22 protein-coding genes are annotated in these 18,431 nt (G+C 60.6%); 13 read left to right on the top strand and 9 right to left on the bottom strand.

What is annotated here, in order from left to right:
- Positions 1-22 precede the first annotated feature (22 nt).
- From N8H74_RS13450 to N8H74_RS13440, 3 genes are all read left to right on the top strand, one after another.
- Positions 23-1,984 (top strand): acetyl/propionyl/methylcrotonyl-CoA carboxylase subunit alpha, encoded by a 1,962-nt coding sequence (locus tag N8H74_RS13450; protein ID WP_262148092.1) that lies wholly within the window; start codon positions 23-25, stop codon positions 1,982-1,984.
- 69 nt (positions 1,985-2,053) lie between these two features.
- Entirely contained in the window at positions 2,054-2,596 is a 543-nt protein-coding gene (locus N8H74_RS13445) for an exonuclease domain-containing protein (RefSeq protein WP_262148090.1), read from the top strand.
- Between the two features lie 69 nt (positions 2,597-2,665).
- Positions 2,666-2,950 (top strand): pyrimidine/purine nucleoside phosphorylase, encoded by a 285-nt coding sequence (locus N8H74_RS13440; RefSeq protein WP_007973461.1) that lies wholly within the window; start codon positions 2,666-2,668, stop codon positions 2,948-2,950.
- 68 nt (positions 2,951-3,018) lie between these two features.
- Here N8H74_RS13440 and N8H74_RS13435 read toward each other — a convergent pair whose 3' ends face one another.
- Together N8H74_RS13435 and N8H74_RS13430 are read right to left on the bottom strand one after the other, a co-directional pair.
- Complete coding sequence (locus N8H74_RS13435; RefSeq protein ID WP_262148087.1) at positions 3,019-3,825, bottom strand: MOSC domain-containing protein; 807 nt, start codon at positions 3,823-3,825, stop codon at positions 3,019-3,021.
- A 106-nt stretch (positions 3,826-3,931) separates the two neighbouring features.
- Positions 3,932-4,867: a chemotaxis protein CheV gene (locus N8H74_RS13430; RefSeq protein WP_217830830.1), complete on the bottom strand. Its 936-nt coding sequence runs from the start codon at positions 4,865-4,867 to the stop codon at positions 3,932-3,934.
- Between the two features lie 451 nt (positions 4,868-5,318).
- Here N8H74_RS13430 and N8H74_RS13425 point away from each other — a divergent pair, with 451 nt between their 5' ends.
- The 3 genes from N8H74_RS13425 (at position 5,319) to N8H74_RS13415 (ending at position 7,816) form a co-directional block, all read left to right on the top strand.
- Complete coding sequence (locus N8H74_RS13425; RefSeq protein ID WP_217830829.1) at positions 5,319-5,789, top strand: hypothetical protein; 471 nt, start codon at positions 5,319-5,321, stop codon at positions 5,787-5,789.
- A gap of 474 nt (positions 5,790-6,263) precedes the next feature.
- Entirely contained in the window at positions 6,264-7,157 is an 894-nt protein-coding gene (locus tag N8H74_RS13420; RefSeq protein ID WP_217830889.1) for a sensor histidine kinase, read from the top strand.
- Complete coding sequence (locus N8H74_RS13415; protein WP_217830828.1) at positions 7,154-7,816, top strand: response regulator transcription factor; 663 nt, start codon at positions 7,154-7,156, stop codon at positions 7,814-7,816. Before N8H74_RS13420 ends, N8H74_RS13415 begins: the two co-directional genes overlap by 4 nt.
- Here the strand turns inward: N8H74_RS13415 and yegS are convergent.
- Positions 7,800-8,717 (bottom strand): lipid kinase YegS, encoded by a 918-nt coding sequence (gene yegS, locus N8H74_RS13410; protein WP_217830827.1) that lies wholly within the window; start codon positions 8,715-8,717, stop codon positions 7,800-7,802. The genes N8H74_RS13415 and yegS overlap by 17 nt on opposite strands.
- Before the next feature lie 315 nt (positions 8,718-9,032).
- On the opposite strand from yegS, the gene N8H74_RS13405 reads away from it, so the two are divergent.
- Entirely contained in the window at positions 9,033-9,341 is a 309-nt protein-coding gene (locus N8H74_RS13405; protein ID WP_217830826.1) for a hypothetical protein, read from the top strand.
- Positions 9,342-9,394: 53 nt separating this feature from the next.
- Here N8H74_RS13405 and glp read toward each other — a convergent pair whose 3' ends face one another.
- Positions 9,395-10,621 carry a gephyrin-like molybdotransferase Glp gene (gene glp, locus N8H74_RS13400; protein WP_262148083.1) on the bottom strand — a complete coding sequence of 409 codons (1,227 nt, stop codon included), beginning with the start codon at positions 10,619-10,621 and terminating at the stop codon, positions 9,395-9,397.
- A complete protein-coding gene (gene moaB, locus N8H74_RS13395; RefSeq protein WP_262148081.1) occupies positions 10,605-11,144 on the bottom strand; it encodes a molybdenum cofactor biosynthesis protein B in 540 nt (179 codons plus the stop codon). The genes glp and moaB overlap by 17 nt, the downstream gene beginning before the upstream one ends.
- 81 nt (positions 11,145-11,225) lie before the next feature.
- Here moaB and mobA point away from each other — a divergent pair, with 81 nt between their 5' ends.
- Both mobA and N8H74_RS13385 read left to right on the top strand, forming a co-directional pair.
- Positions 11,226-11,825 carry a molybdenum cofactor guanylyltransferase MobA gene (gene mobA / locus N8H74_RS13390; RefSeq protein ID WP_262148079.1) on the top strand — a complete coding sequence of 200 codons (600 nt, stop codon included), beginning with the start codon at positions 11,226-11,228 and terminating at the stop codon, positions 11,823-11,825.
- 78 nt (positions 11,826-11,903) lie between these two features.
- Positions 11,904-12,125 (top strand): YgdI/YgdR family lipoprotein, encoded by a 222-nt coding sequence (locus N8H74_RS13385; protein ID WP_217830822.1) that lies wholly within the window; start codon positions 11,904-11,906, stop codon positions 12,123-12,125.
- 84 nt (positions 12,126-12,209) lie between these two features.
- On the opposite strand, the gene N8H74_RS13380 is transcribed toward N8H74_RS13385, so the two are convergent.
- From N8H74_RS13380 to N8H74_RS13370, 3 genes are all read right to left on the bottom strand, one after another.
- The gene (locus N8H74_RS13380) at positions 12,210-13,100 is read right to left on the bottom strand and encodes a pseudouridine synthase (protein WP_262148077.1); all 891 of its coding nucleotides are present in this window, start codon (positions 13,098-13,100) and stop codon (positions 12,210-12,212) included.
- A gap of 73 nt (positions 13,101-13,173) precedes the next feature.
- Positions 13,174-13,491, bottom strand: coding sequence for a transcriptional regulator (locus N8H74_RS13375; protein ID WP_217830888.1), 318 nt, complete (start codon positions 13,489-13,491; stop codon positions 13,174-13,176).
- Between the two features lie 187 nt (positions 13,492-13,678).
- Positions 13,679-13,915 carry a glutaredoxin family protein gene (locus N8H74_RS13370; protein ID WP_217830820.1) on the bottom strand — a complete coding sequence of 79 codons (237 nt, stop codon included), beginning with the start codon at positions 13,913-13,915 and terminating at the stop codon, positions 13,679-13,681.
- A 205-nt stretch (positions 13,916-14,120) separates the two neighbouring features.
- Here N8H74_RS13370 and N8H74_RS13365 point away from each other — a divergent pair, with 205 nt between their 5' ends.
- On the top strand, positions 14,121-15,833 hold the full coding sequence (locus N8H74_RS13365) for a monovalent cation:proton antiporter-2 (CPA2) family protein (RefSeq protein ID WP_262148075.1): 1,713 nt from the start codon (positions 14,121-14,123) through the stop codon (positions 15,831-15,833).
- Here N8H74_RS13365 and N8H74_RS13360 read toward each other — a convergent pair.
- On the bottom strand, positions 15,830-17,038 hold the full coding sequence (locus N8H74_RS13360; protein ID WP_217830818.1) for an ammonium transporter: 1,209 nt from the start codon (positions 17,036-17,038) through the stop codon (positions 15,830-15,832). The genes N8H74_RS13365 and N8H74_RS13360 overlap by 4 nt on opposite strands.
- A gap of 305 nt (positions 17,039-17,343) precedes the next feature.
- Here N8H74_RS13360 and N8H74_RS13355 point away from each other — a divergent pair, with 305 nt between their 5' ends.
- From N8H74_RS13355 to N8H74_RS13345, 3 genes are read left to right on the top strand one after another with little or no spacing between them, the layout of a single operon-like run.
- Entirely contained in the window at positions 17,344-17,658 is a 315-nt protein-coding gene (locus N8H74_RS13355; RefSeq protein ID WP_217830817.1) for a DUF883 family protein, read from the top strand.
- 2 nt (positions 17,659-17,660) lie between these two features.
- Positions 17,661-18,047, top strand: coding sequence for a phage holin family protein (locus tag N8H74_RS13350; RefSeq protein WP_217830816.1), 387 nt, complete (start codon positions 17,661-17,663; stop codon positions 18,045-18,047).
- Positions 18,044-18,382, top strand: a complete 339-nt coding sequence (locus tag N8H74_RS13345; protein ID WP_217830815.1) for a hypothetical protein — start codon at positions 18,044-18,046, stop codon at positions 18,380-18,382. The genes N8H74_RS13350 and N8H74_RS13345 overlap by 4 nt, the downstream gene beginning before the upstream one ends.
- The last annotated feature ends 49 nt before the right edge of the window (positions 18,383-18,431 follow it).

Raw genomic sequence — 18,431 nt, 5'->3', positions numbered from 1 at the left:
GCCCACTTCCAGGAAAGCCACCATGCCCGCCATCCACAAAATCCTGATTGCCAATCGCGGTGAAATCGCCTGTCGCATCCAGCGCACGGCCCAGGCCCTGGGCTATCGCACCGTCGCCGTGTTCAGCGAGGCCGATGCCGACGCGTTGCATGTGCAGATGGCCGATCAAGCGGTGAACATCGGCCCGGCACCGGTGCAACAGTCCTACCTCAATATTCCGGCCATCCTCGATGCCGCCCGGCGCAGCGGTGCCGATGCGATCCACCCCGGCTATGGTTTCCTCTCGGAAAACGCCGAGTTTGCCCGCGCCTGCGAACAAGCGGGGCTGACCTTCATCGGCCCCAGCGCCGAGGCCATTGAGCTGATGGGCAGCAAACGCCTGTCGAAAATCGCCATGCTTGAAGCCCGCGTGCCGTGCATTGCCGGTTATCAAGGCGCCGAACAGGATGATGCGACCTTGCTGCGCGAAGCCGAACGCATTGGTTATCCGCTGATGATCAAGGCCAGCGCCGGCGGTGGCGGGCGCGGCATGCGTCTGGCACACAACGCCGATGAACTGCCGGCGCAGCTGCGTACGGCGCGCTCCGAGGCGCTGAACGGTTTCGGCAGTGATGAACTGATCCTCGAACAGGCGCTGATCGAACCTCGACACATCGAAGTGCAGTTGTTTGGCGACCACCACGGGCATCTGGTTTACCTCGGCGAGCGCGACTGCTCGATCCAGCGCCGTCATCAGAAAGTCATCGAGGAAGCGCCCTGCCCGGTCATGACCGCCGAGCTGCGCCAGGCGATGGGCGAAGCGGCGCTCAAGGCCGGACGGGCAGTGAACTACGTCGGTGCCGGCACCGTGGAGTTTCTGCTCGATGCCCGTGGAAGCTTCTACTTTCTGGAGATGAACACGCGCCTGCAAGTAGAGCATCCGGTGACCGAGTTGATCACCGGGCAGGATCTGGTGGCGTGGCAATTACGCATCGCCGAAGGACAGCCGCTGCCGTTGACCCAGGATCAGGTGCAACTCAACGGCCATGCCATGGAGGTGCGCCTCTACGCCGAAGATCCGGCACAGGGCTTTCTGCCGCAGACCGGCCGGGTCGAAGCCTGGGAGCCGGCCTTGCACGAGGGCACCCGGATTGACCATGGCCTGCGCGAAGGCCAGTCGGTCAGCGCGTTCTACGACCCGATGCTCGGCAAACTGATCGCCCACGGCGCGACTCGCGAAGAGGCCCGGCGCAAACTGCTGCGCGCGGTACAGGACAGCGTTCTGCTGGGTCTGCACAGCAATCAGCGCCTGCTGACCCATCTGCTGCAACATCCACAATTCATCCGTGGCGAATTCAGCACCGCTTTCATCCCTCAGTACTTCGCCGATCACCCTTGCCTGCAGGCGTATGCGCCCAATGCCGAGGAACTGGCCATCGCGGCGCTGCTGTTTTATCAGGGCACGGCCCAGGCGCACCGCGCGCCACTGAACGGCTGGCGCAACACCGCCAGCGTGCCGCTGCGGTATCGGCTGGGCCTGGAAGATCAGGACTGGAACGTGCAACTGCTCGCCGGAGCGCAAGGCGCGTTCGAGGTGCGCGTGGCCGACCGCACGCTGGCGCTCAAACTGCTCGCCCACGACGAGCGCTCGGCCCTCCTGGAAATCGACGGTGTGCGCCAACGCCATGCCTATCGTCTTGATGATGGACAACTCTGGTTGTTCACCCGTCCCGGCAGCCTGCGGCTGGTGGATCGAACTCATGCGGTGATCGGCAGTCAGAGCAGCGTCAGCTCCGGCACCTTGAAGGCGCCGATGGACGGTGCCATTGTCGACGTGCTGGTCAGCGAAGGCAGCCCGGTCAGCAAAGGGCAACTGCTGGTGGTGCTGGAAGCGATGAAAATGGAGCACCCGCTCAAGGCCGGCATCGACGGCGTACTCAAGCGGGTGCAGGTCAAGGTCGGCGATCAGGTGAAAAATCGTCAGGTTCTGTTGCAGGTCGAGTGAGTCGCCGGGCGCATCCGCAAGGTTTGACTACGCTCTGACTATCAGAACGCGTATATCAGGAACCCTGCGATGCCCCATTGGCTGGTCATTGATCTGGAAGCCACCACCGACGAAGGTGGCTGGCCGGTTACGGACATGGAAATCATCGAAATCGGTGCCACCCTGGTGGATCGGGCCGGTCGCGAACAGGATCACTTTCAACGCTTCGTCAAACCGACGCGCCGTCCGCTGCTGACGCCGTTCTGTCGGGAGCTGACGCACATCACCCAGGCCAACATCGACAGCGCGCAACCGCTGGGCGAAGTCTGGCCGGCGTTCGAGCGCTGGCTCGGCCAGCACCAGACGCGGCTCGAAGGTTGGGCCAGTTGGGGCGATTACGACCGCAGGCAGTTGCTTCAGGAATGGCAGCGCCTGCAACTCGACAGCGCGTTGAGCCGTGTCCCGCACATGAATCTCAAACAGCGCTTCGCCAAGGCCCGGCGCCTCGAACGACCGATGGGGCTCAACGGCGCGCTGCAACTGGCCGGCATGCAGTTCAACGGCCAGCAGCATCGGGCACTGGAAGACGCCCGCAATACCGCGCGGCTGCTGCCGCTGGTGCTGCCGCTTTAGGGGCGTGACGGCACCGGAAGCCTTGGGCATACTGGCCGGCCCTTTTTAGCCCTTTTCGAGGAATCGCCCATGTTTAAAGTCAACGAGTACTTCGACGGCACCGTCAAGTCGATCGCCTTTGGCACCGCTGAAGGTCCGGCGACCATCGGCGTCATGGCCCCGGGCGAATACGAATTCGGCACCAGCCAGCGTGAAATCATGCACGTTGTTTCCGGTGCGCTGACCGTCAAGCTGCCAGACAGCAACGACTGGGAAACCTTCGCCGCCGGCAGCCAGTTCAACGTCCCGGCCAACAGCAAGTTCCAGCTGAAGGTCGCGGTCGACACCGCTTACCTGTGCGAGTATCGCGGCTGAGTCCACGGCTCTCGCGGCAAAAAAATGCCCGTGTCCAAGGACACGGGCATTTTCGTTTCCGTTACCGATTATTCAAGGATCTCGACCGCCATCCCGACTTCCAGACGACCATTACCGTCGTTGACCAGATTCTGCCCGAACATCGCACCATCAGCCTCGGCGCGGGTTTTCTGCAGGGTCGCCAGCGGCTCTCGGTCGGCGCTGCGCTCGCCGGTCTGCGGATCGATCGTGGTAAGAATGCAGCGCGAGCAGGACTTGACCACCCGAAACTCGACATCGCCAATGCGGATCCGCTTCCAGCCATCCTCGGCGTAGGCTTCGCTGCCCTCGATCACCAGGTTCGGCCGGAAACGCAGCATTTCCAGCGGCCGCCCGACCTCCTGCGACAAATGTTGCAACGACGCCTCGCCGATCAGCAGCAATGGGAAGCCATCGGCGAATGCCACCTGATCGTCATCCTTGCCATATCCGGCCTGGGTGGTGCGGGCGCGCTCCAGCGGCACTTGCACCAGACGGGTCGGCTTGCCAAGGAAATCGCTGACCCATCGGGCCGCTTCGTCACCGGCATCCGGCACACGCAGGGTGTCGCGCCAGATAGTCACGCCACGCAGCTCGGCATCGCTTTCGGGCAAGGCGATATCCAGCGCCGAATGCCCCGGCGCACTGAGCGTCAGGCCACCGTCGGCATTCCACAGCGCTGACAACTGGCTCATCTTCGCTTCGGCGCGCTGGGTCAGGAAACGTCCGCTGGCCTCGTCCACCAGCATCCAGCGTCGATCCCCCTCAAGCCCCAGTTTGTCCAGGCCGATCCCTTGCAGGACCTCGCCCTTGCCGGATTTCAACGGGTAACGATAAAGCGCGCTCAGACGCAGCATGGCCAGCTCCCTGGTGGGTCAAAAACGCCACCCTATACGAGCTTCATGGGCGAATCAAAGACTGAAAAGAAACCGGTGGGAGCGAGTCCGTCGCTCCCACCCGCTATCAGGCCGGTACGGCGTCGAGCATCAGGCGCTGGCGCACCACATCGACCAGTTTGTCCGGCTGGAATTTGGACAGGAAGTTGTCGCAACCGACCTTCTTCACCATCGAATCGTTGAAGCTGCCGGACAGCGAAGTGTGCAGCACCACGTACAAGCCACGCAGGCGCGGATCGTTGCGGATTTCGGTGGTCAGGCGATAGCCGTCCATTTCCGGCATTTCCGCGTCGGTGAAGACCATCAGCAGCTTGTCGGTCATGTTCACCCCGGTGTCGGCCCACGCCTTGAGCATGTTCAACGCCTTCAGGCCGTCGCTGGCAATGTGCATCTTCACACCCAACTGGCCGAGGGTGTCGCGCAGTTGCGACAGCGCAACGTTGGAGTCGTCCACCAGCAGCACTTCACGGCCACGGGCGCGCTCCAGCACCGGATCGTCGAGTTTGTCGCGGGAAACCTTGGCGTTGTACGGGACGATTTCGGCGAGGACTTTTTCCACGTCGATGATTTCCACCAGTTGATCGTCGACCTTGCTGATGGCGGTCAGGTAATGCTGGCGGCCGGCGCTGGTCGGCGGCGGCAGGATGGCTTCCCAGTTCATGTTGACGATGCGGTCGACGCCACCGACGAGGAATGCCTGCACCGAACGGTTGTATTCAGTGACGATGATCGTGCTGTTCGGCCCCGGCACCAGCGGACGCATGCCGATGGCCTGGGACAGGTCGATCACCGGCAAGGTCTGCCCGCGCAGGTTGACCACGCCGCAGACGAACGGGTGACGCTGGGGCATCAGGGTCAGCTTCGGCAGTTGCAGGACTTCCTGAACCTTGAACACGTTGATCGCGAACAATTGGCGTCCTGCCAGTCGAAACATGAGAATTTCCAGGCGATTCTCACCCACCAGTTGCGTGCGTTGGTCTACCGTGTCGAGAATGCCGGCCATCATGACTCCTGGGCTTGTACTGATGAATTCACTATTGGGGGTTATCGGCTGGATCCGGAAGATCTTGATCCCGTCACAAATCACTAACAAAATGCCATGAACGGGCATTGATGTCACATTAACATCATGCTTTACTGGCTCGGTGAAATCATCTGCTACATTCTCTCCGACGCGACCCCGGTTTGCGCCGAAGGTTCCTGCGCCTAGGGGATTCCCCTAGTAACAATCAGGCCCAACCTGATGTTCGCAATATCCAATAGCCATTAATGTGACGCCATTCTCATTGCATGAACGGAGTCAGGCTATTGTGTGCGATCGCAGGTCAGTGGAAACACCTCCTCTTGAAACCCCAGGTTCGTGCCATTGCACACCGGGGCGCGATCTCACGACGGTTCATGATCGTCGGCACACACGGCATTCCCTCATCAGACATGACGTGGTGGAGATAAGCATGCCGAACGAGCACAAAGACTGGGCGCAGCGGTTCCCCGAGTTTCTTGCCGAGGCTGAAACACTCCTGGCCAAGTCCGAAGAATGCCTCAGCCATTTGCAATTGATCAGCAACGACAAGGACGCCATCGACTGCATGCTCAGCACCCTCCTGAAACTTGCGCACAAGGCAAAAGCTCTGGCGCTGGAGGCGGTTTCCGAGTTTTCGCTGCACATTCACCAGTTGCTGAACCAGGCGGTGGACCACGTCGACCTTCATACCCAAGCGCTGGCAGCGTTGAAAGACTGTTTCACGCTGATGGCCTGGCAACTGGAACTGGTCGACCACAACACTGGCCAACTGAGCCTCGACGAAAGTGAACAATGCTCGTTGATCGAAGCCTTTGCCTTTCAGGTCGGACAGAGCCAGATCCAGCTGCCACTCAGCGTCAAGCCACTGGCCCTGGTGGCCTACTCGGAGCGCCAAGCGTAATCAGGTGCACTTGAGACACTTCTGCTTCAACCGTAAATGTCGCAATTGAATAGTTCATGCCTGCCCGCGACAAACTCAAAAAAATAATCAGCCCGAACGAACGCCGAATTTTTCCGGCCGTATCAGGGTTTGCCTGTGTATAAAAATACAACTTCCGGCAACCTCGATATCTATCGAACAATCCAACTTTTTCCATTGTGGAACTGACGTCCAATGTGGCGATTTTCCTGACCCCATGGACATATTGGGTAAACGCGACCGACGGTATCTTAAGTGGTATTATGCCGCCCGCTAGTTGCTCTCAATTAATGGCACAGTGATTTCAGTGATATGTCTGCAGAGAAGTTTTCATTTGACTGTCGATCACTTAACCGTATTGATTCCAACAACATAAGTGACAGTTTTTTCATTCAGAGACCCGCCAGCCATCCAGGCCGCTCTGCCCGCAGCGAACATCCATTGGCTCCATCCGTTATGCACGCCAGCCTCAAGTCAATCGCCAAATGGCAACCCTCGCGAGAAAACGCACGCCGGTTCACCCTGCTGCTATGTCTGGGTTCCGCCCTTGGCTGCGTGCTGACCTACAGTCTGTCCGCCCAACTCTCGCTCGGCCTGCTGCTGCTCAATGTGGCTGCCGCCAGCAGCGTCTGGGTGCAGCATCGCTTGTCACGCAAGTCGATCAAGTTCCAGCCGCAGGAGCTCGCCGATCGCTTGTTGCAAGTCCAGGAGAACGAGCGTCATCGTCTCAGCCGTGAACTGCACGACGATATCGGCCAACTGCTGACCGCCGCCAAACTGCAAAGCGAATGGTTGAAACGCCGCCTCCCCGAAGACTTGCAGGAACAGAGTTCGGCACTCTGCGAGACGCTGGACGAAACCCTGAACAAAGTCCGCGACGTGTCAGCCATTCTCAACCCGCGCCAGCTGACCAGCCTCGGCCTGGAAGCCAGCCTGCGCGCGCACCTGCTCAAGACATTGACCAATACGTCGGTGAACTGGAGCCTGGACTGCCAGCAGCGTCTGAACGGCATTCCCGAGGAAATGGCGGTTGCCGCATTTCGTATTGCCCAGGAAGCTGTTACCAATATCCTGCGCCATGCCCAGGCCCAGAATCTGCTGATCCGCGTGCAACGCCTGCCCCAAGGCTTGACCCTGATGATCAGCGATGACGGCCAGGGCTTCGCGCCAGCCGCCAACCCCGGGCGGGAAGGACAACGGGGCATGGCCGGGATGGCCGAACGGATCGAACAATTGGGTGGCACCTTGAACGTGATCAGCGAACCGGGCAAAGGCACTCGAATCGAAGCACTTTTCCCCTGGGCGCCCCGGGCACTCGAGCGGGCCAGCACGAATAAGGTTCTGCGTTGACTTGTAACTTACTTCTGGTGGATGACCACTCGCTGATCAGGGCCGGCGTGCGCGCTCTGGTACTGGATATTCCCGGTTACGCGGTAATCGGCGAGGCCAACGATGGCTCGCAGCTGCTCGAAATGGTCGAGCAACTGGTCCCCGATATTGTGTTGCTGGATATCTCCATGAAAGAAACCAGCGGCTTGCAGGCCTTGCAACAACTGCGACGCGTCCGCCCGCAGAGCAAGGTGCTGATTCTTTCGATGCACACCGATCCGGCGCTGATCATGCAGGCGCTGGAATCCGGCGCCCACGGCTACCTGCTCAAGGACACTACCGCCACCGAGCTCGAGCATGCGCTGGAAGCGCTGCGCAACAACGAGCGCTACCTGAGTCCGGCGATCGCGCATACGGTGATCAATCAGGCCCTGACCCGCAACAACCAGAAAAACCAGCCGGAAACCGCCGAATCACACAACCTGACGGCGCGCCAGCTGGAAATCCTGCGCCTGATCGTGCGCGGCAAGTCCACCCGGGAAATCGCCCATGGCCTGGGCCTGAGCATCAAGACCGTGGAAACCCACCGCTCGCAGATCATGAAGCGCTTGCAGATCTACGATGTGGCGGGCCTGGTGCTTTTCGCCGTCAGGGAACAGATCATCAGCCTCGACGATTGAGCGCCTGCCGGGCCAGCAGTAGTGGCGAATCCTGCGGCAAATGCACCTGCAACGCCCCGGGACGCACCTCGAACCGCAGGCTGTCGCCCTCCAGCGGTTCGCCATCCAGATTGATATAAAGCCCTTCGGCCACCTTGATTTCAACCCAGGGCAAGCGGGTGCGGACAAACATGTTGTCGAGGCCGAAACCGTCGCTCAGCAGGTTTTTCAAAGTCCCGACGAGCTCCTGTGGCGCCGGCAGGATACTGATGTCCAGCAAGCCATCATCGGCCAGGGCCTGCGGACACAGGACATGCCCTCCCCCGGCCTGACGCCCGTTGCCGATACCCAGCGCCAGCAGCTCGCCACTCCAGTGGAAGTCCGGGCCTTGCAGCTCTCCGTACGCGGCATGCAGCTCACTGAATCGCGACAGACCGGTGAACAGATAGGCCGCGCCACCCAGGACTTTTTTCAAATCCTCTGAAGTATTGGCCGTGACCTGGCTGCCGAAACCACCGGTGGCCATATTCAGAAAAATCTGCCCGCCGACCTCCCCCAGATCGATGTCGCGGGGCGCCACCTCCAACAGCTCCAGCGCCTGCGCCGGCACCAGGGGAATCCCCGCCGCACGGGAAAAATCGTTGGCGGTTCCCAGCGGCAACAACACCAGACTGGCCTTGCGCGGATGCGCCGCGAGGGCCTCGGCAATGTCGCGCAACGTGCCGTCCCCGCCGCCGGCAATGATCTGCCGATAACCGGCCGTCAGCGCTTCCTCGACCAGGCGCTGGGCGTCGCCGGCCTCCCAGGTCAGTCGCACCGCCACTTCCCAGCCCTGTTTGCGCTTGCCTTCGACGGCGGCGCGAACCTCCTCATTGAGTGCCTGCTTGCCATGCAGAATCAACAGTGCCCTGCGTTCACTCATTGTGGTCACTCCCGCAATTGATTGGTAACGGGACATGTTGACCACTGGCGCACGCAAAAAAGCCTCAAACCCTTTAATTAATTCGGGTTCGGGGTTGTACGTCCTACAGAGCGGTATTTTTTCTTACGAAATCTGACGAATCAGCTCAATTGACCGGATTTGTTCGCTGGTTCACCTTGTTCGGGCGGTATCAATCTTCTATCTGAAAACACGCAAGGATGTGCATGTAAATGAATGGATACATCGTCAGGACTTTCAACAGTCCGCATGGCAGCAGATACCAGCAGGAAGCCAAAACAGTGAGTGGCGGTTTCCATGTCGAGCCATGAAAGCAGAATCCCAGTGAGCCCGGTCGCCCCACTTGCCGAAAGCCGCGTCAATCATAAAACCGACTTCAAAAGCAGCGCTAAAACCACTGGAGGAAATGATATGGAACCTCGTATCACCGAGCTGGAGACTCACCTGAAATACATTTGCAGGGATCTCGCTGAAGTCCGCGGGGACGTCAAATCCATCAAGCATCGCCTCGCCTATTCGGCCGGTGCGGCTGCCGTGGTGATGGGCCTGCTGGGCTGGGTCGCCAACAGCCGTTTCGATCAGCTCGTCGGTCTGATGAGCTCTTGATACAAAAATGCAGGCGTCGACTGCATCAGCCGAGCCTGCACTTGCACACCCTCTCAGCCCAGGAGGTCGCTCAAGGGTATGAAATTCACCTCGTCGCCGTTGGTCAGCGTACGCCCTTCCAGCACCTCCACCAGCCCATCGGCCCACGCGGCACTGCGCAGGACGCCAGAGCTTTGATTGCGATAGACAGTGGCCCGCCCCTGCTCCAGGCGCCCGCGCAGATACTCGCGGCGGTTGCCGGCCACAGGCCAGTCAAAGCCTGCCGGCACCGGGAATTTCAGCGGTTCGACATCCTGCCCCCCCTGACGCCGCAACAGATAAGGCCGCGCCAGCAAGGCGAAGGTGACCAGCGTCGACGCCGGGTTACCCGGCAAACCGATCACCGGCACATTGCGAAAATGCCCAAACGTCAGCGGTTTTCCGGGTTTGATGGCCAGCTTCCACAGCGCCAGTTCACCCTCTTCGCGCAAAGCGATCCCAAGGAAATCCGCCTCCCCTACCGAGACACCACCCGTGGAAAGTATCAGATCGACGTCCTGCAACTGGCCGAGACGCTCGCGAGTGCTCGGCAGATCATCCGGGAGAATGCCGGCATCGATCACTTCGCAACCCAGGCGCTGCAACCAGCTGCACAACAGCACGCGGTTGCTGTTGTAGATCTGTCCGGGTCCCAGATCCTGACCCGGTTCCACCAGCTCGTCGCCCGTCGACAACACCGCGACGCGCACCTTGCGTACCACGTCCAGCTCCGCGCGTCCCAAGGACGCCGCCAACCCTTGCTCGATCGGGCCGAGCCGGGTTCCCGCCGTCAGGATCAGTTCCCCCTTCGTGGTTTCCTGGCCCTGGGGCCTGATGTTCTGCCCTGCCTTCATGGGTTCGATGAAACGCACGCGTTCATCGCCCTGTACCTCGGCGTTTTCCTGCATCTCGACACAATCGGCCCCCTGGGGCACCGGCGCACCCGTGAAGATCCGCGCACATGTACCGGGCTGCAATGGCTCGGGGAATTGACCGGCGAAAACCTTCTGGCTGACCGGCAACGGTTCGCCCTTCCAGTCCGCCAGAGCCAGGGCATACCCGTCCATCGCGCTGTTGGGCCAGGGCGGAAGATCCAGCGTCGCAACCAGATCCTCGGCCAGTACCCGGCCCTGAACCTTCGCCAGCGGCAACCGCTCACGCTCGACGATCCTCGATGCGTCAGCCATTTCCAGCAATCTGGCGAGGGCCGTTTCGACCGGCATCAGGCTGCCGGTCTTGCCAGGCTTACCCACGGGATTCACAAGGCGCCGCCTGTTTCAGATGAGGAACGAAATTGCACGGACGGTGCCGCGAATCCAGCTGCTCGGCCAAGATGCCGTCCCAACCGGTGCGCACCGCATTGGTTGACCCCGGCAGGCAGCAGACCAGCGTGCCATTGGCCAGGCCGGCCAGCGCCCGGGACTGCACGGTGGAGGTACCGATATCGGCCACCGAGATCTGCCGGAACAGCTCGCCGAAGCCATCCACCTGTTTATCGAGCAGGCAGGCGACCGCTTCCGGCGTACTGTCGCGGCCTGTGAAGCCGGTGCCGCCGGTGATCAGCACGACTTGCACCACGTCTTCGGCAATCCAGGTGGCGACTTGCGCACGGATTTTGTACAGGTCATCTTTGAGCATCACCCGTTCGGCCAGGTTATGGCCGGCAGCGGTCAGACGGTCGACGAAGACCTGGCCCGAGGTATCGGTTTCCAGGGTGCGGGTGTCGCTTACAGTCAGCACCGCAATATTGAGCGGCACGAAAGGTACATCAGCCTTGGCTTTCATAGGCTCGTCCAGTTGTAGGAGAAACAGCCCGGTGTTATATCACAGCGCCCCATTTTTTCGCCGCCCGAACGGAGAGCTGAAATGACCACGACACAATTGCCTCCCGGCTCCATTCTGCTCCTGGCCGGAGGGCGCGGCCAACGCATGGGTGGCCAGGACAAGGGGTTCGTGGAGTGGTTGGGCGAGCCACTGATTGCCCATGTGCAACGCCAGGTGCGCCCGTTCACCGACGACCTGATCATTTCCTGCAACCGCAATTTCGATCGTTACGCGCCCTTCGCCGACCAATTGGTGTCGGATCACGAAGGCGACTTTCCTGGCCCCTTGGCGGGGATCCTCGCCGGCCTGAGAGCCGCACGTCATTCACACTTGCTGGTCCTGCCCTGCGATGTGCCACGAATCGACGCCGCCCTGCTGGAAAGCATGCGCGAAGCCGCCAGTCGTCAACCTGAAAAACCTTTAATGTTGCGTCATGACCAGCACTGGGAGCCGCTGTTATGCGTGATTCCGCTGGTACTCCTGCCCGCGTTCGAAGAGGCCTGGAACAGCGGTGAACGCAGCCCCGGCCGCATCATGCGCAGTCTCGGCGCGGCTGCCCTGGAATGTCCTGACAACGACCCGCGCCTGGCCAATCTCAACACCCCGGAACTGTTAAGCTCGCACAACACTGTGTCAGACTGACAGCACTCAAGGAACTTGCACGCCTTGTATACGTCTCAAGCTCAGTAACCAAAAGATTATCCCTTCGGAGACACACTCATGACTCAACGGACCCTCGCCACTTTCATGCTCGCACTGGGCCTCGCTACCCTCGCCGGTTGCGCTTCGCCGTCAGTGATCACCTTGAATGACGGTCGCGAAATCCAGGCCGTCGATACGCCTAAATACGATGAAGACTCCGGTTTCTACGAGTTCCAGCAACTCGACGGCAAGCGCACTCGCATCAACAAGGATCAGATTCGCACCGTTAAAGAGCTGTAAGCTTTTTACGACGCACCTGATACAGAAAAAGCCCGCATCATGCGGGCTTTTTCGTGGGAGATAGAAACGCGGGGAATCCGATAATCACCAATCCAGCGTGATCCGGCTTTCAAATTCGCGCTGCTCCCCCGTAACCGGATCGATGAATCGCAAACCCTGCGCCAGCAGTTTGAGCGGCCTGGTGTAATCGTCCTCGATGCCCTTCAAGACTTCCGGGTAGAACGGATCATTGCAGATGCTCGCTCCTAACGCCGTCATATGTACCCGCAACTGATGCCTCTTGCCGGTCACCGGATACAGGCCATAGCGCCAGAGTTCGCCGTTTTTTTCCCGAACCTCCACGCGGGTTTCGGTATTGCTCACACCCGGTACTTCCTGCATGCGGAAAAACGGTTCGCCGTCCACCAGACGGCTTTTGTGCAGCAGAGGAAAATCCAGCCCCGGCAAGGCGCCGGCAATGGCTTCGTAGCGTTTTTCAATCTGCCGTTTCGGGAACAACGACTGATACGCAGAGCGGCTTTGCGGATTCGCCGAAAAGATCACCAGCCCCGCCGTGTGCCGGTCGATACGGTGCAACGGCACCAGATTGGGGTTCTCCAGGCGGCGGATCAAGCGGCGCAGCAAAGTCTGCTCCACGTACTCGCCCGCCGGGATCACGGGTAGAAAGTGCGGCTTGTCCGCCACCACCAGATGATCGTCCGCATAGAGGATCGACTCGATGACCGGAATCGGCTTTTCATCCGGCACTTCGCGGAAGTAGTGGATGCGCAGGCCTTCCCTGTACGGCAGATCCACTGCAATCGGCTGCCCGTCGCTGTCCAGGACTCGTCCTCGGGCGATCCGGTCGAGCCATTGCTCGCGGCTGATTGCACTGAAATGCGCACACAGGCAATCGAGTACGGTTACCCAGGAGCCGGGAGGCAGATGAAGCGTGCTGGCCTGATTCTGTGCGGCAGAAAACGTTGATGTGGACATACGAAACTCGAACCCTCAATGCAGGCCGGCATTATCCAACAGGGAACGAAACGAACCTAGCCCGGAATCCGCATCAGGCCGGAACCGATGATCTCTGCGCTGCCTCGGTAAACTCCTTGAGCCAGCGCAGCACCTCGACGGCTTCCCAGCGTCCCGGGTCATACAAGGCATAGAGCAGGCCCTGATAGCCGACGACATCGAGTTGTTTGTGATAACCGGCGCGCTGGAACAACGCCTCGATTTCAGCGAAACAGGTGTTGAAATGCAGCTTGTTGAATGGCGTCTTGCCCTCTGTCACCAGTCCGTCCAGGCGCAGCTCGAGGACGGCCTCGCGCACCACGTCAACCGACATCCGGTTTACGCTGTTCTTCAACTGTTGGACATTGACCACGGTGCATCCCTCTGACATCCGGGCTCACCTGCCGACTCCTTGACCAAGGAGCCAGTCACCAAAAGCATGGCAAGGCAGGCCAACCCGATTACTGTATGCGCATACAGTAACCGAATAATCCGAAAGGTGCCAAGGGAAGGATCAAACGGGCGACAGACGCAACGCCTGTGCGCTGTCAGAGGAACGCTTAACGCAGGAACGCCACCACCTGATCGGCACTGAATGGCCAGCCGATTTCCGCGCCGGTGTCGATCCGGCGCAGCACCGGAATCCGCAAACTGTAGGCCTCGAACCAGGATTCATCGTCAGCGATGTCCACCAACTCCACCAGCAGCCCGTGCTCGACGAACTCCATCAACATGGCTTCAGCGACTTCACACAGATGACACCCCAGGGTGCCGAACAGCTGACATTCAGGAAGCATGTGCGCTCAACCGAAAAAATTGAACGCCTATTCTAGGCCCGCTCCGAAAACCCGTCGAGCCGCCCCGACCGGAAGGTCTCCGAACCTCAGTCGCACTTTCCGGCAAAACGCTGATGCACATCAGTCGCGAAAAATCCGCTTTGCGCGATGCTTCGTTGTTTTTTGCCTCTACGCTTGAGTAGCCAGACCTGTCTTCGGAGTTTTCGTGTTTGCCAACCTGTTGATCATTCTCGCTTCGTCCCTGCTGATGATTGCCCTGTTCCGCCGCCTGCGTCTGCCGCCGGTGCTAGGGTATCTGTGCGTGGGATTGATGGTCGGACCCAAGGCGTTCGACTGGGTCAACGAGAGCGAACACTTGCCGGACATCGCCGAGTTGGGCGTGGTCTTTCTGCTGTTTTCCCTGGGGCTGGAATTCTCCCTGTCGAAAATGATCGCCCTGCGAAAAGTGGTGTTCCGTCTGGGCAGCCAGCAAGTGCTGGTCAGCGCACTATTGCTGGGCGGGGTGCTGATGCTGCTGGGCATGCCGGTCACGGCCGCGCTGTTGTTGGGGGCTGGCCTGTCATTGTCATCCACGGCAATTGTCACCAAGGAACTGAGCAGCCTCGGCGAAGTATTCAGCAGCCACGGCCAGAATGCCGTGGGCGTGCTGCTGTTTCAGGACGTGGTGGCGGTGCTGTTGCTGACGCTGGTCCCGGTGTTCGCCGGCAGCAGCGATCAGGCATGGTATCTGGCGCTGCCGCTGACCCTGGGCAAAACCGTGGCGCTGTTCCTCGGCCTGCTGCTGGCCAGCCGATGGTTGCTGCCGCGACTGTTTCACGAAGTCGCCGCCTCGCGCTCGGCGGAGCTATTCGTCCTGCTGGCACTGGTGATCGTTCTGCTGACCGCCTGGCTCACACACCTGCTGGGCCTGTCCCCTGCCCTGGGGGCCTTTCTCGCGGGCATGCTGTTGGGGGAAAGCCACTATCGGCATCAGATCGAGGCGGATATCCGGCCGTTTCGCGACATCCTGCTCGGCCTGTTTTTCGTTAGCATCGGCATGCTGATCGACCTGCAACTGTTTTTCAGCCACAGCCTGGCGATCCTCGGCCTGACACTGGGTTTGCTGCTGATCAAGGGCTGCGTGGTGGCGGTGCTGGTCAATTGGCGCGGCAGCGACAGTGAAACCGCCTGGCGCAGCGGTCTGGCCCTGGCCCAGGGCGGCGAATTCTGTTTCGCCCTGATGGCGCAGATGCAGCAGAACCAGATGCTCCCGGCCGGACTCGGTGCCCTGCTGTTGGCGGCGACGTTCTGTTCGATGCTGCTGACGCCGCTACTGCTGCGCGCGGCCCCGCGAATCGCTGCCGGCCTGCACCGAAAACCCAATCAAGAGGCGCAGATCGAACAGATCAGCGCGCTGAACGCCGGGTTCGATCAGCATGTGGTGATCTGCGGTTACGGCCGCGTCGGCCAGTCGATCGGGCGCTTCATGCACAACGCCGGACAACCCTACATCGCACTGGATAACGATCCCGTGCGAATTCAGGAAGCAGCCGCCCGCGAACGCGATGTGCATTACGGCGACTCCACACGGGGCGACTTGCTCACCGCCGTGGGCCTGCTGCGCGCCAGGCTGGTGGTGATTGCCGTGGATCAGAGCGATGTTGCCTTGCGCGTACTCAAGGAGGCGCGACGCCTTAACGCCACCGTGCCCATTCTGGTGCGCACCCGCGATGACAGTCAGTTGGCTGAGCTGAAAGCCGCCGGCGCCACGGAAGTGGTGCCGGAGCTGCTGGAGTCAAGCCTGATGCTCGGCTCACACGCCTTGATCATGCTCGGGTTGCCGGCACACAAGGTGCAGGCAAGAGTCGATCAGATACGTATGGATCGCTATCGCCTGCTGCACGGTTTTTACCCCGGTGCCGAAGATGAAGAGACTTAGTCCTGACTCACCGCGCCGATCTTGTGCAGCGACAGATCGGCGCCGTAATACTCTTGTTCCTGGCTCAGGCGCAGCCCGTGCAGTGCCTTGATCAGCCCGTAAACGGCAAAGCCGCCGACCAGCGCCACGACCACGCCCAGCGCTGTGCCGATCAGTTGACTGACCAGGCTCACACCGCCCAGGCCACCCAACGCGGTCTGCCCGAAGATCCCGCAGGCGATCCCGCCCCAGACGCCACACAAGCCATGCAGCGGCCACACGCCCAGCACATCGTCGATCCGCCATTTGACTTGCGCGGCGGTGAAGCACCAGACAAACAGCGCACCGGCAATCGCACCGGTCACCAGTGCGCCCACCGGGTGCATGAGGTCGGAACCGGCACACACCGCGACCAGTCCGGCCAGCGGGCCGTTATGCAGGAACCCCGGGTCATTGCGCCCGACCAGCAACGCCGCCATCGTTCCGCCGACCATCGCCATCAGCGAATTGACCGCCACCAGGCCACTAACCCCTTGCAGGGTCTGCGCGCTCATCACGTTGAAGCCGAACCAGCCGACAATCAGGATCCACGAGCCGAGCGCCAGAAACGGAATGCTCGACGGCGCGAAAGCCACCAGCCGCCCCTCGCGATAGCGTCCGTTGCGCGGCCCCAGCAACAGCACGGCCGCCAGCGCCAGCCAGCCGCCCATGGCATGCACCACCACGGAACCGGCGAAATCATGGAACGCGGCACCGAATTGCGCCGTCAACCAGGCTTGCAATCCGTAGTTGCCATTCCAGATCATGCCTTCGAAGAACGGATAGATGAACGCGACGATCAATGCTGTCGCGCACAGTTGCGGCACGAACCGCGCCCGCTCGGCGATACCTCCGGAAATGATCGCCGGAATCGCCGCCGCAAAGGTCAGCAGGAAGAAAAACTTCACCAGCCCGTAGCCGTGATCGGCACTGAGTACGGCCGCCGGTTGCAGGAAGGTCACCCCGTAGGAAATCCAATAGCCTATAAAGAAGTAGGCCAGCGTGGAGACAGCGAAATCGCTGAGAATCTTCGACAGGGCGTTGACCTGGTTCTTCTGGCGAACCGTGCCGACTTCCAGAAACGCGAATCCGGCGTGCATCGCCAGTACCATCACCGCGCCAATCAGGATGAACAACGTATTAGAGCTGTGAACCAGCGTGTCCACAGCGCTTTGCAGATTTTCCATAAGGAGGCAGACCCAAGGCTGAAAAAGGCACCAAAGCGGTTCATGCGGACATTTCATGCACCAAGTTGCGACTGTACGGTTCCCGATCCGGCAGTCCGGCGAACCGCTTTGGCGCACAAGGTCGATGTCCTGACACGTTCCATCATTAACCGGATAAAGTTTTCCCGGTTGCACGCCCGGCAACGGCGCACAGTGGCCGGTCGATGCACCACGACACAGCAAAAGTTGTACCAGTCATTTGCACTGAACCTTCGCGCAAGGCTCATACTCGAACGCTTCAGAAAGCCACTTACGGAGATCCACCCATGGCCAGAACCAAGGCACAGACCGCTCAAGACATTCTGATGGAAGACTTTCAGACGCTGGTGGCCGATACCGAACGGTTGCTCGAGCACACCGCCACCTTGGCGGGCGATCAGGCCGATGAGTTGCGTGAGCAGATCCACGAAAGCCTGCTGCGCGCCCGGGAAACCCTGAAGCTGACCGAAGACACCCTGCGTGATCGCGGCCAGGCAGCGGTTGCCGCCACCGAAGACTATGTGTCGGCCAACCCGTGGCAATCGGTCGGCATCGCCGCAGGCGTGGGCTTTCTGATTGGCCTGCTGGCCACACGGCGCTGATTATGTCGATCGGTGAATCCGGCCCGGCATCGGGCACCAGCTCCTCCACCCGGCGCCTGGGCGCCGCCGTCCTTGGCTTGTTGCACAGTCACGTCGAATTGTTCGGCATCGAACTGCAGGAGCAGAAAGCCCGTACCGTCAGCCTGTTGCTGTTCGCCGGCCTGGCCTTGGTATTTGCGCTGTTGTTGCTGGTCGGTCTGTCAGCACTGGTGCTGATTGTGTTCTGGGACCTCTATCGCCTGCCGGCGATCATCGGGCTGTGCGTGTTCTATACCCTGGCGGCCATCTTCTGCGGTCTGCGGCTCAAGGCTGCGGTTTTCGATGAATCCTCGCCCTTCCACGGTACTTTGGAAGAGTTGGCCAACGACCGGGAGCGCCTGCTGCCATGAGCCTGCCAGAACTTCCGCACAACAGTTCACGCCAGGAAATGCGCAAGGCACTGATCCGCTTGCGCATGGAAATGCACCGTCAGGAAATCCGCCATGAGACCGGCCAGGTCCTGCAACCCTTGCAGCGAATCCGTGGCATGAGTCAGAACCTGCACGAAGGTTTCGGCATCAAGCACGCGCCGTTGTGGGGCGTGGCCGCCGTGACGCTGCTGGGTTTTCTCACCGGCAAGGGTGCGAAGAGCGGCGGTATCGGCGGCCTCACCCGGTTGATCCGCCTGGGCACCACGCTCGGCCCGTTGATCAAACTGGTCATGCAGAACTCGGGCAAACGCTGACGTCGCGCATCTGGCTGCATTCTTGCAATAGCGGCGGGATTGAATCTCT

It is taken from the genome of Pseudomonas sp. B2M1-30 (assembly GCF_025447575.1).
Classification (GTDB): Bacteria; Pseudomonadota; Gammaproteobacteria; order Pseudomonadales; family Pseudomonadaceae; genus Aquipseudomonas; species Aquipseudomonas botevensis.
Note: the sequence above shows the minus strand (reverse complement) of the source record. Positions and strands in the feature narration are given on the sequence as shown.

Bases quoted from the DNA above. Each gene is read 5' to 3' on its own strand.
- N8H74_RS13450 (WP_262148092.1), top strand. From the start codon at position 23: ATGCCCGCCATCCACAAAATCCTGATTGCCAATCGCGGTGAAATCGCC.
- N8H74_RS13445 (WP_262148090.1), top strand. From the start codon at position 2,054: ATGCCCCATTGGCTGGTCATTGATCTGGAAGCCACCACCGACGAAGGT.
- N8H74_RS13440 (WP_007973461.1), top strand. From the start codon at position 2,666: ATGTTTAAAGTCAACGAGTACTTCGACGGCACCGTCAAGTCGATCGCC.
- N8H74_RS13435 (WP_262148087.1), bottom strand. From the start codon at position 3,825: ATGCTGCGTCTGAGCGCGCTTTATCGTTACCCGTTGAAATCCGGCAAG.
- N8H74_RS13430 (WP_217830830.1), bottom strand. From the start codon at position 4,867: ATGGCCGGCATTCTCGACACGGTAGACCAACGCACGCAACTGGTGGGT.
- N8H74_RS13425 (WP_217830829.1), top strand. From the start codon at position 5,319: ATGCCGAACGAGCACAAAGACTGGGCGCAGCGGTTCCCCGAGTTTCTT.
- N8H74_RS13420 (WP_217830889.1), top strand. From the start codon at position 6,264: ATGCACGCCAGCCTCAAGTCAATCGCCAAATGGCAACCCTCGCGAGAA.
- yegS (WP_217830827.1), bottom strand. From the start codon at position 8,717: ATGAGTGAACGCAGGGCACTGTTGATTCTGCATGGCAAGCAGGCACTC.
- N8H74_RS13405 (WP_217830826.1), top strand. From the start codon at position 9,033: ATGTCGAGCCATGAAAGCAGAATCCCAGTGAGCCCGGTCGCCCCACTT.
- moaB (WP_262148081.1), bottom strand. From the start codon at position 11,144: ATGAAAGCCAAGGCTGATGTACCTTTCGTGCCGCTCAATATTGCGGTG.
- mobA (WP_262148079.1), top strand. From the start codon at position 11,226: ATGACCACGACACAATTGCCTCCCGGCTCCATTCTGCTCCTGGCCGGA.
- N8H74_RS13385 (WP_217830822.1), top strand. From the start codon at position 11,904: ATGACTCAACGGACCCTCGCCACTTTCATGCTCGCACTGGGCCTCGCT.
- N8H74_RS13380 (WP_262148077.1), bottom strand. From the start codon at position 13,100: ATGTCCACATCAACGTTTTCTGCCGCACAGAATCAGGCCAGCACGCTT.
- N8H74_RS13370 (WP_217830820.1), bottom strand. From the start codon at position 13,915: ATGCTTCCTGAATGTCAGCTGTTCGGCACCCTGGGGTGTCATCTGTGT.
- N8H74_RS13360 (WP_217830818.1), bottom strand. From the start codon at position 17,038: ATGGAAAATCTGCAAAGCGCTGTGGACACGCTGGTTCACAGCTCTAAT.
- N8H74_RS13355 (WP_217830817.1), top strand. From the start codon at position 17,344: ATGGCCAGAACCAAGGCACAGACCGCTCAAGACATTCTGATGGAAGAC.
- N8H74_RS13350 (WP_217830816.1), top strand. From the start codon at position 17,661: ATGTCGATCGGTGAATCCGGCCCGGCATCGGGCACCAGCTCCTCCACC.
- N8H74_RS13345 (WP_217830815.1), top strand. From the start codon at position 18,044: ATGAGCCTGCCAGAACTTCCGCACAACAGTTCACGCCAGGAAATGCGC.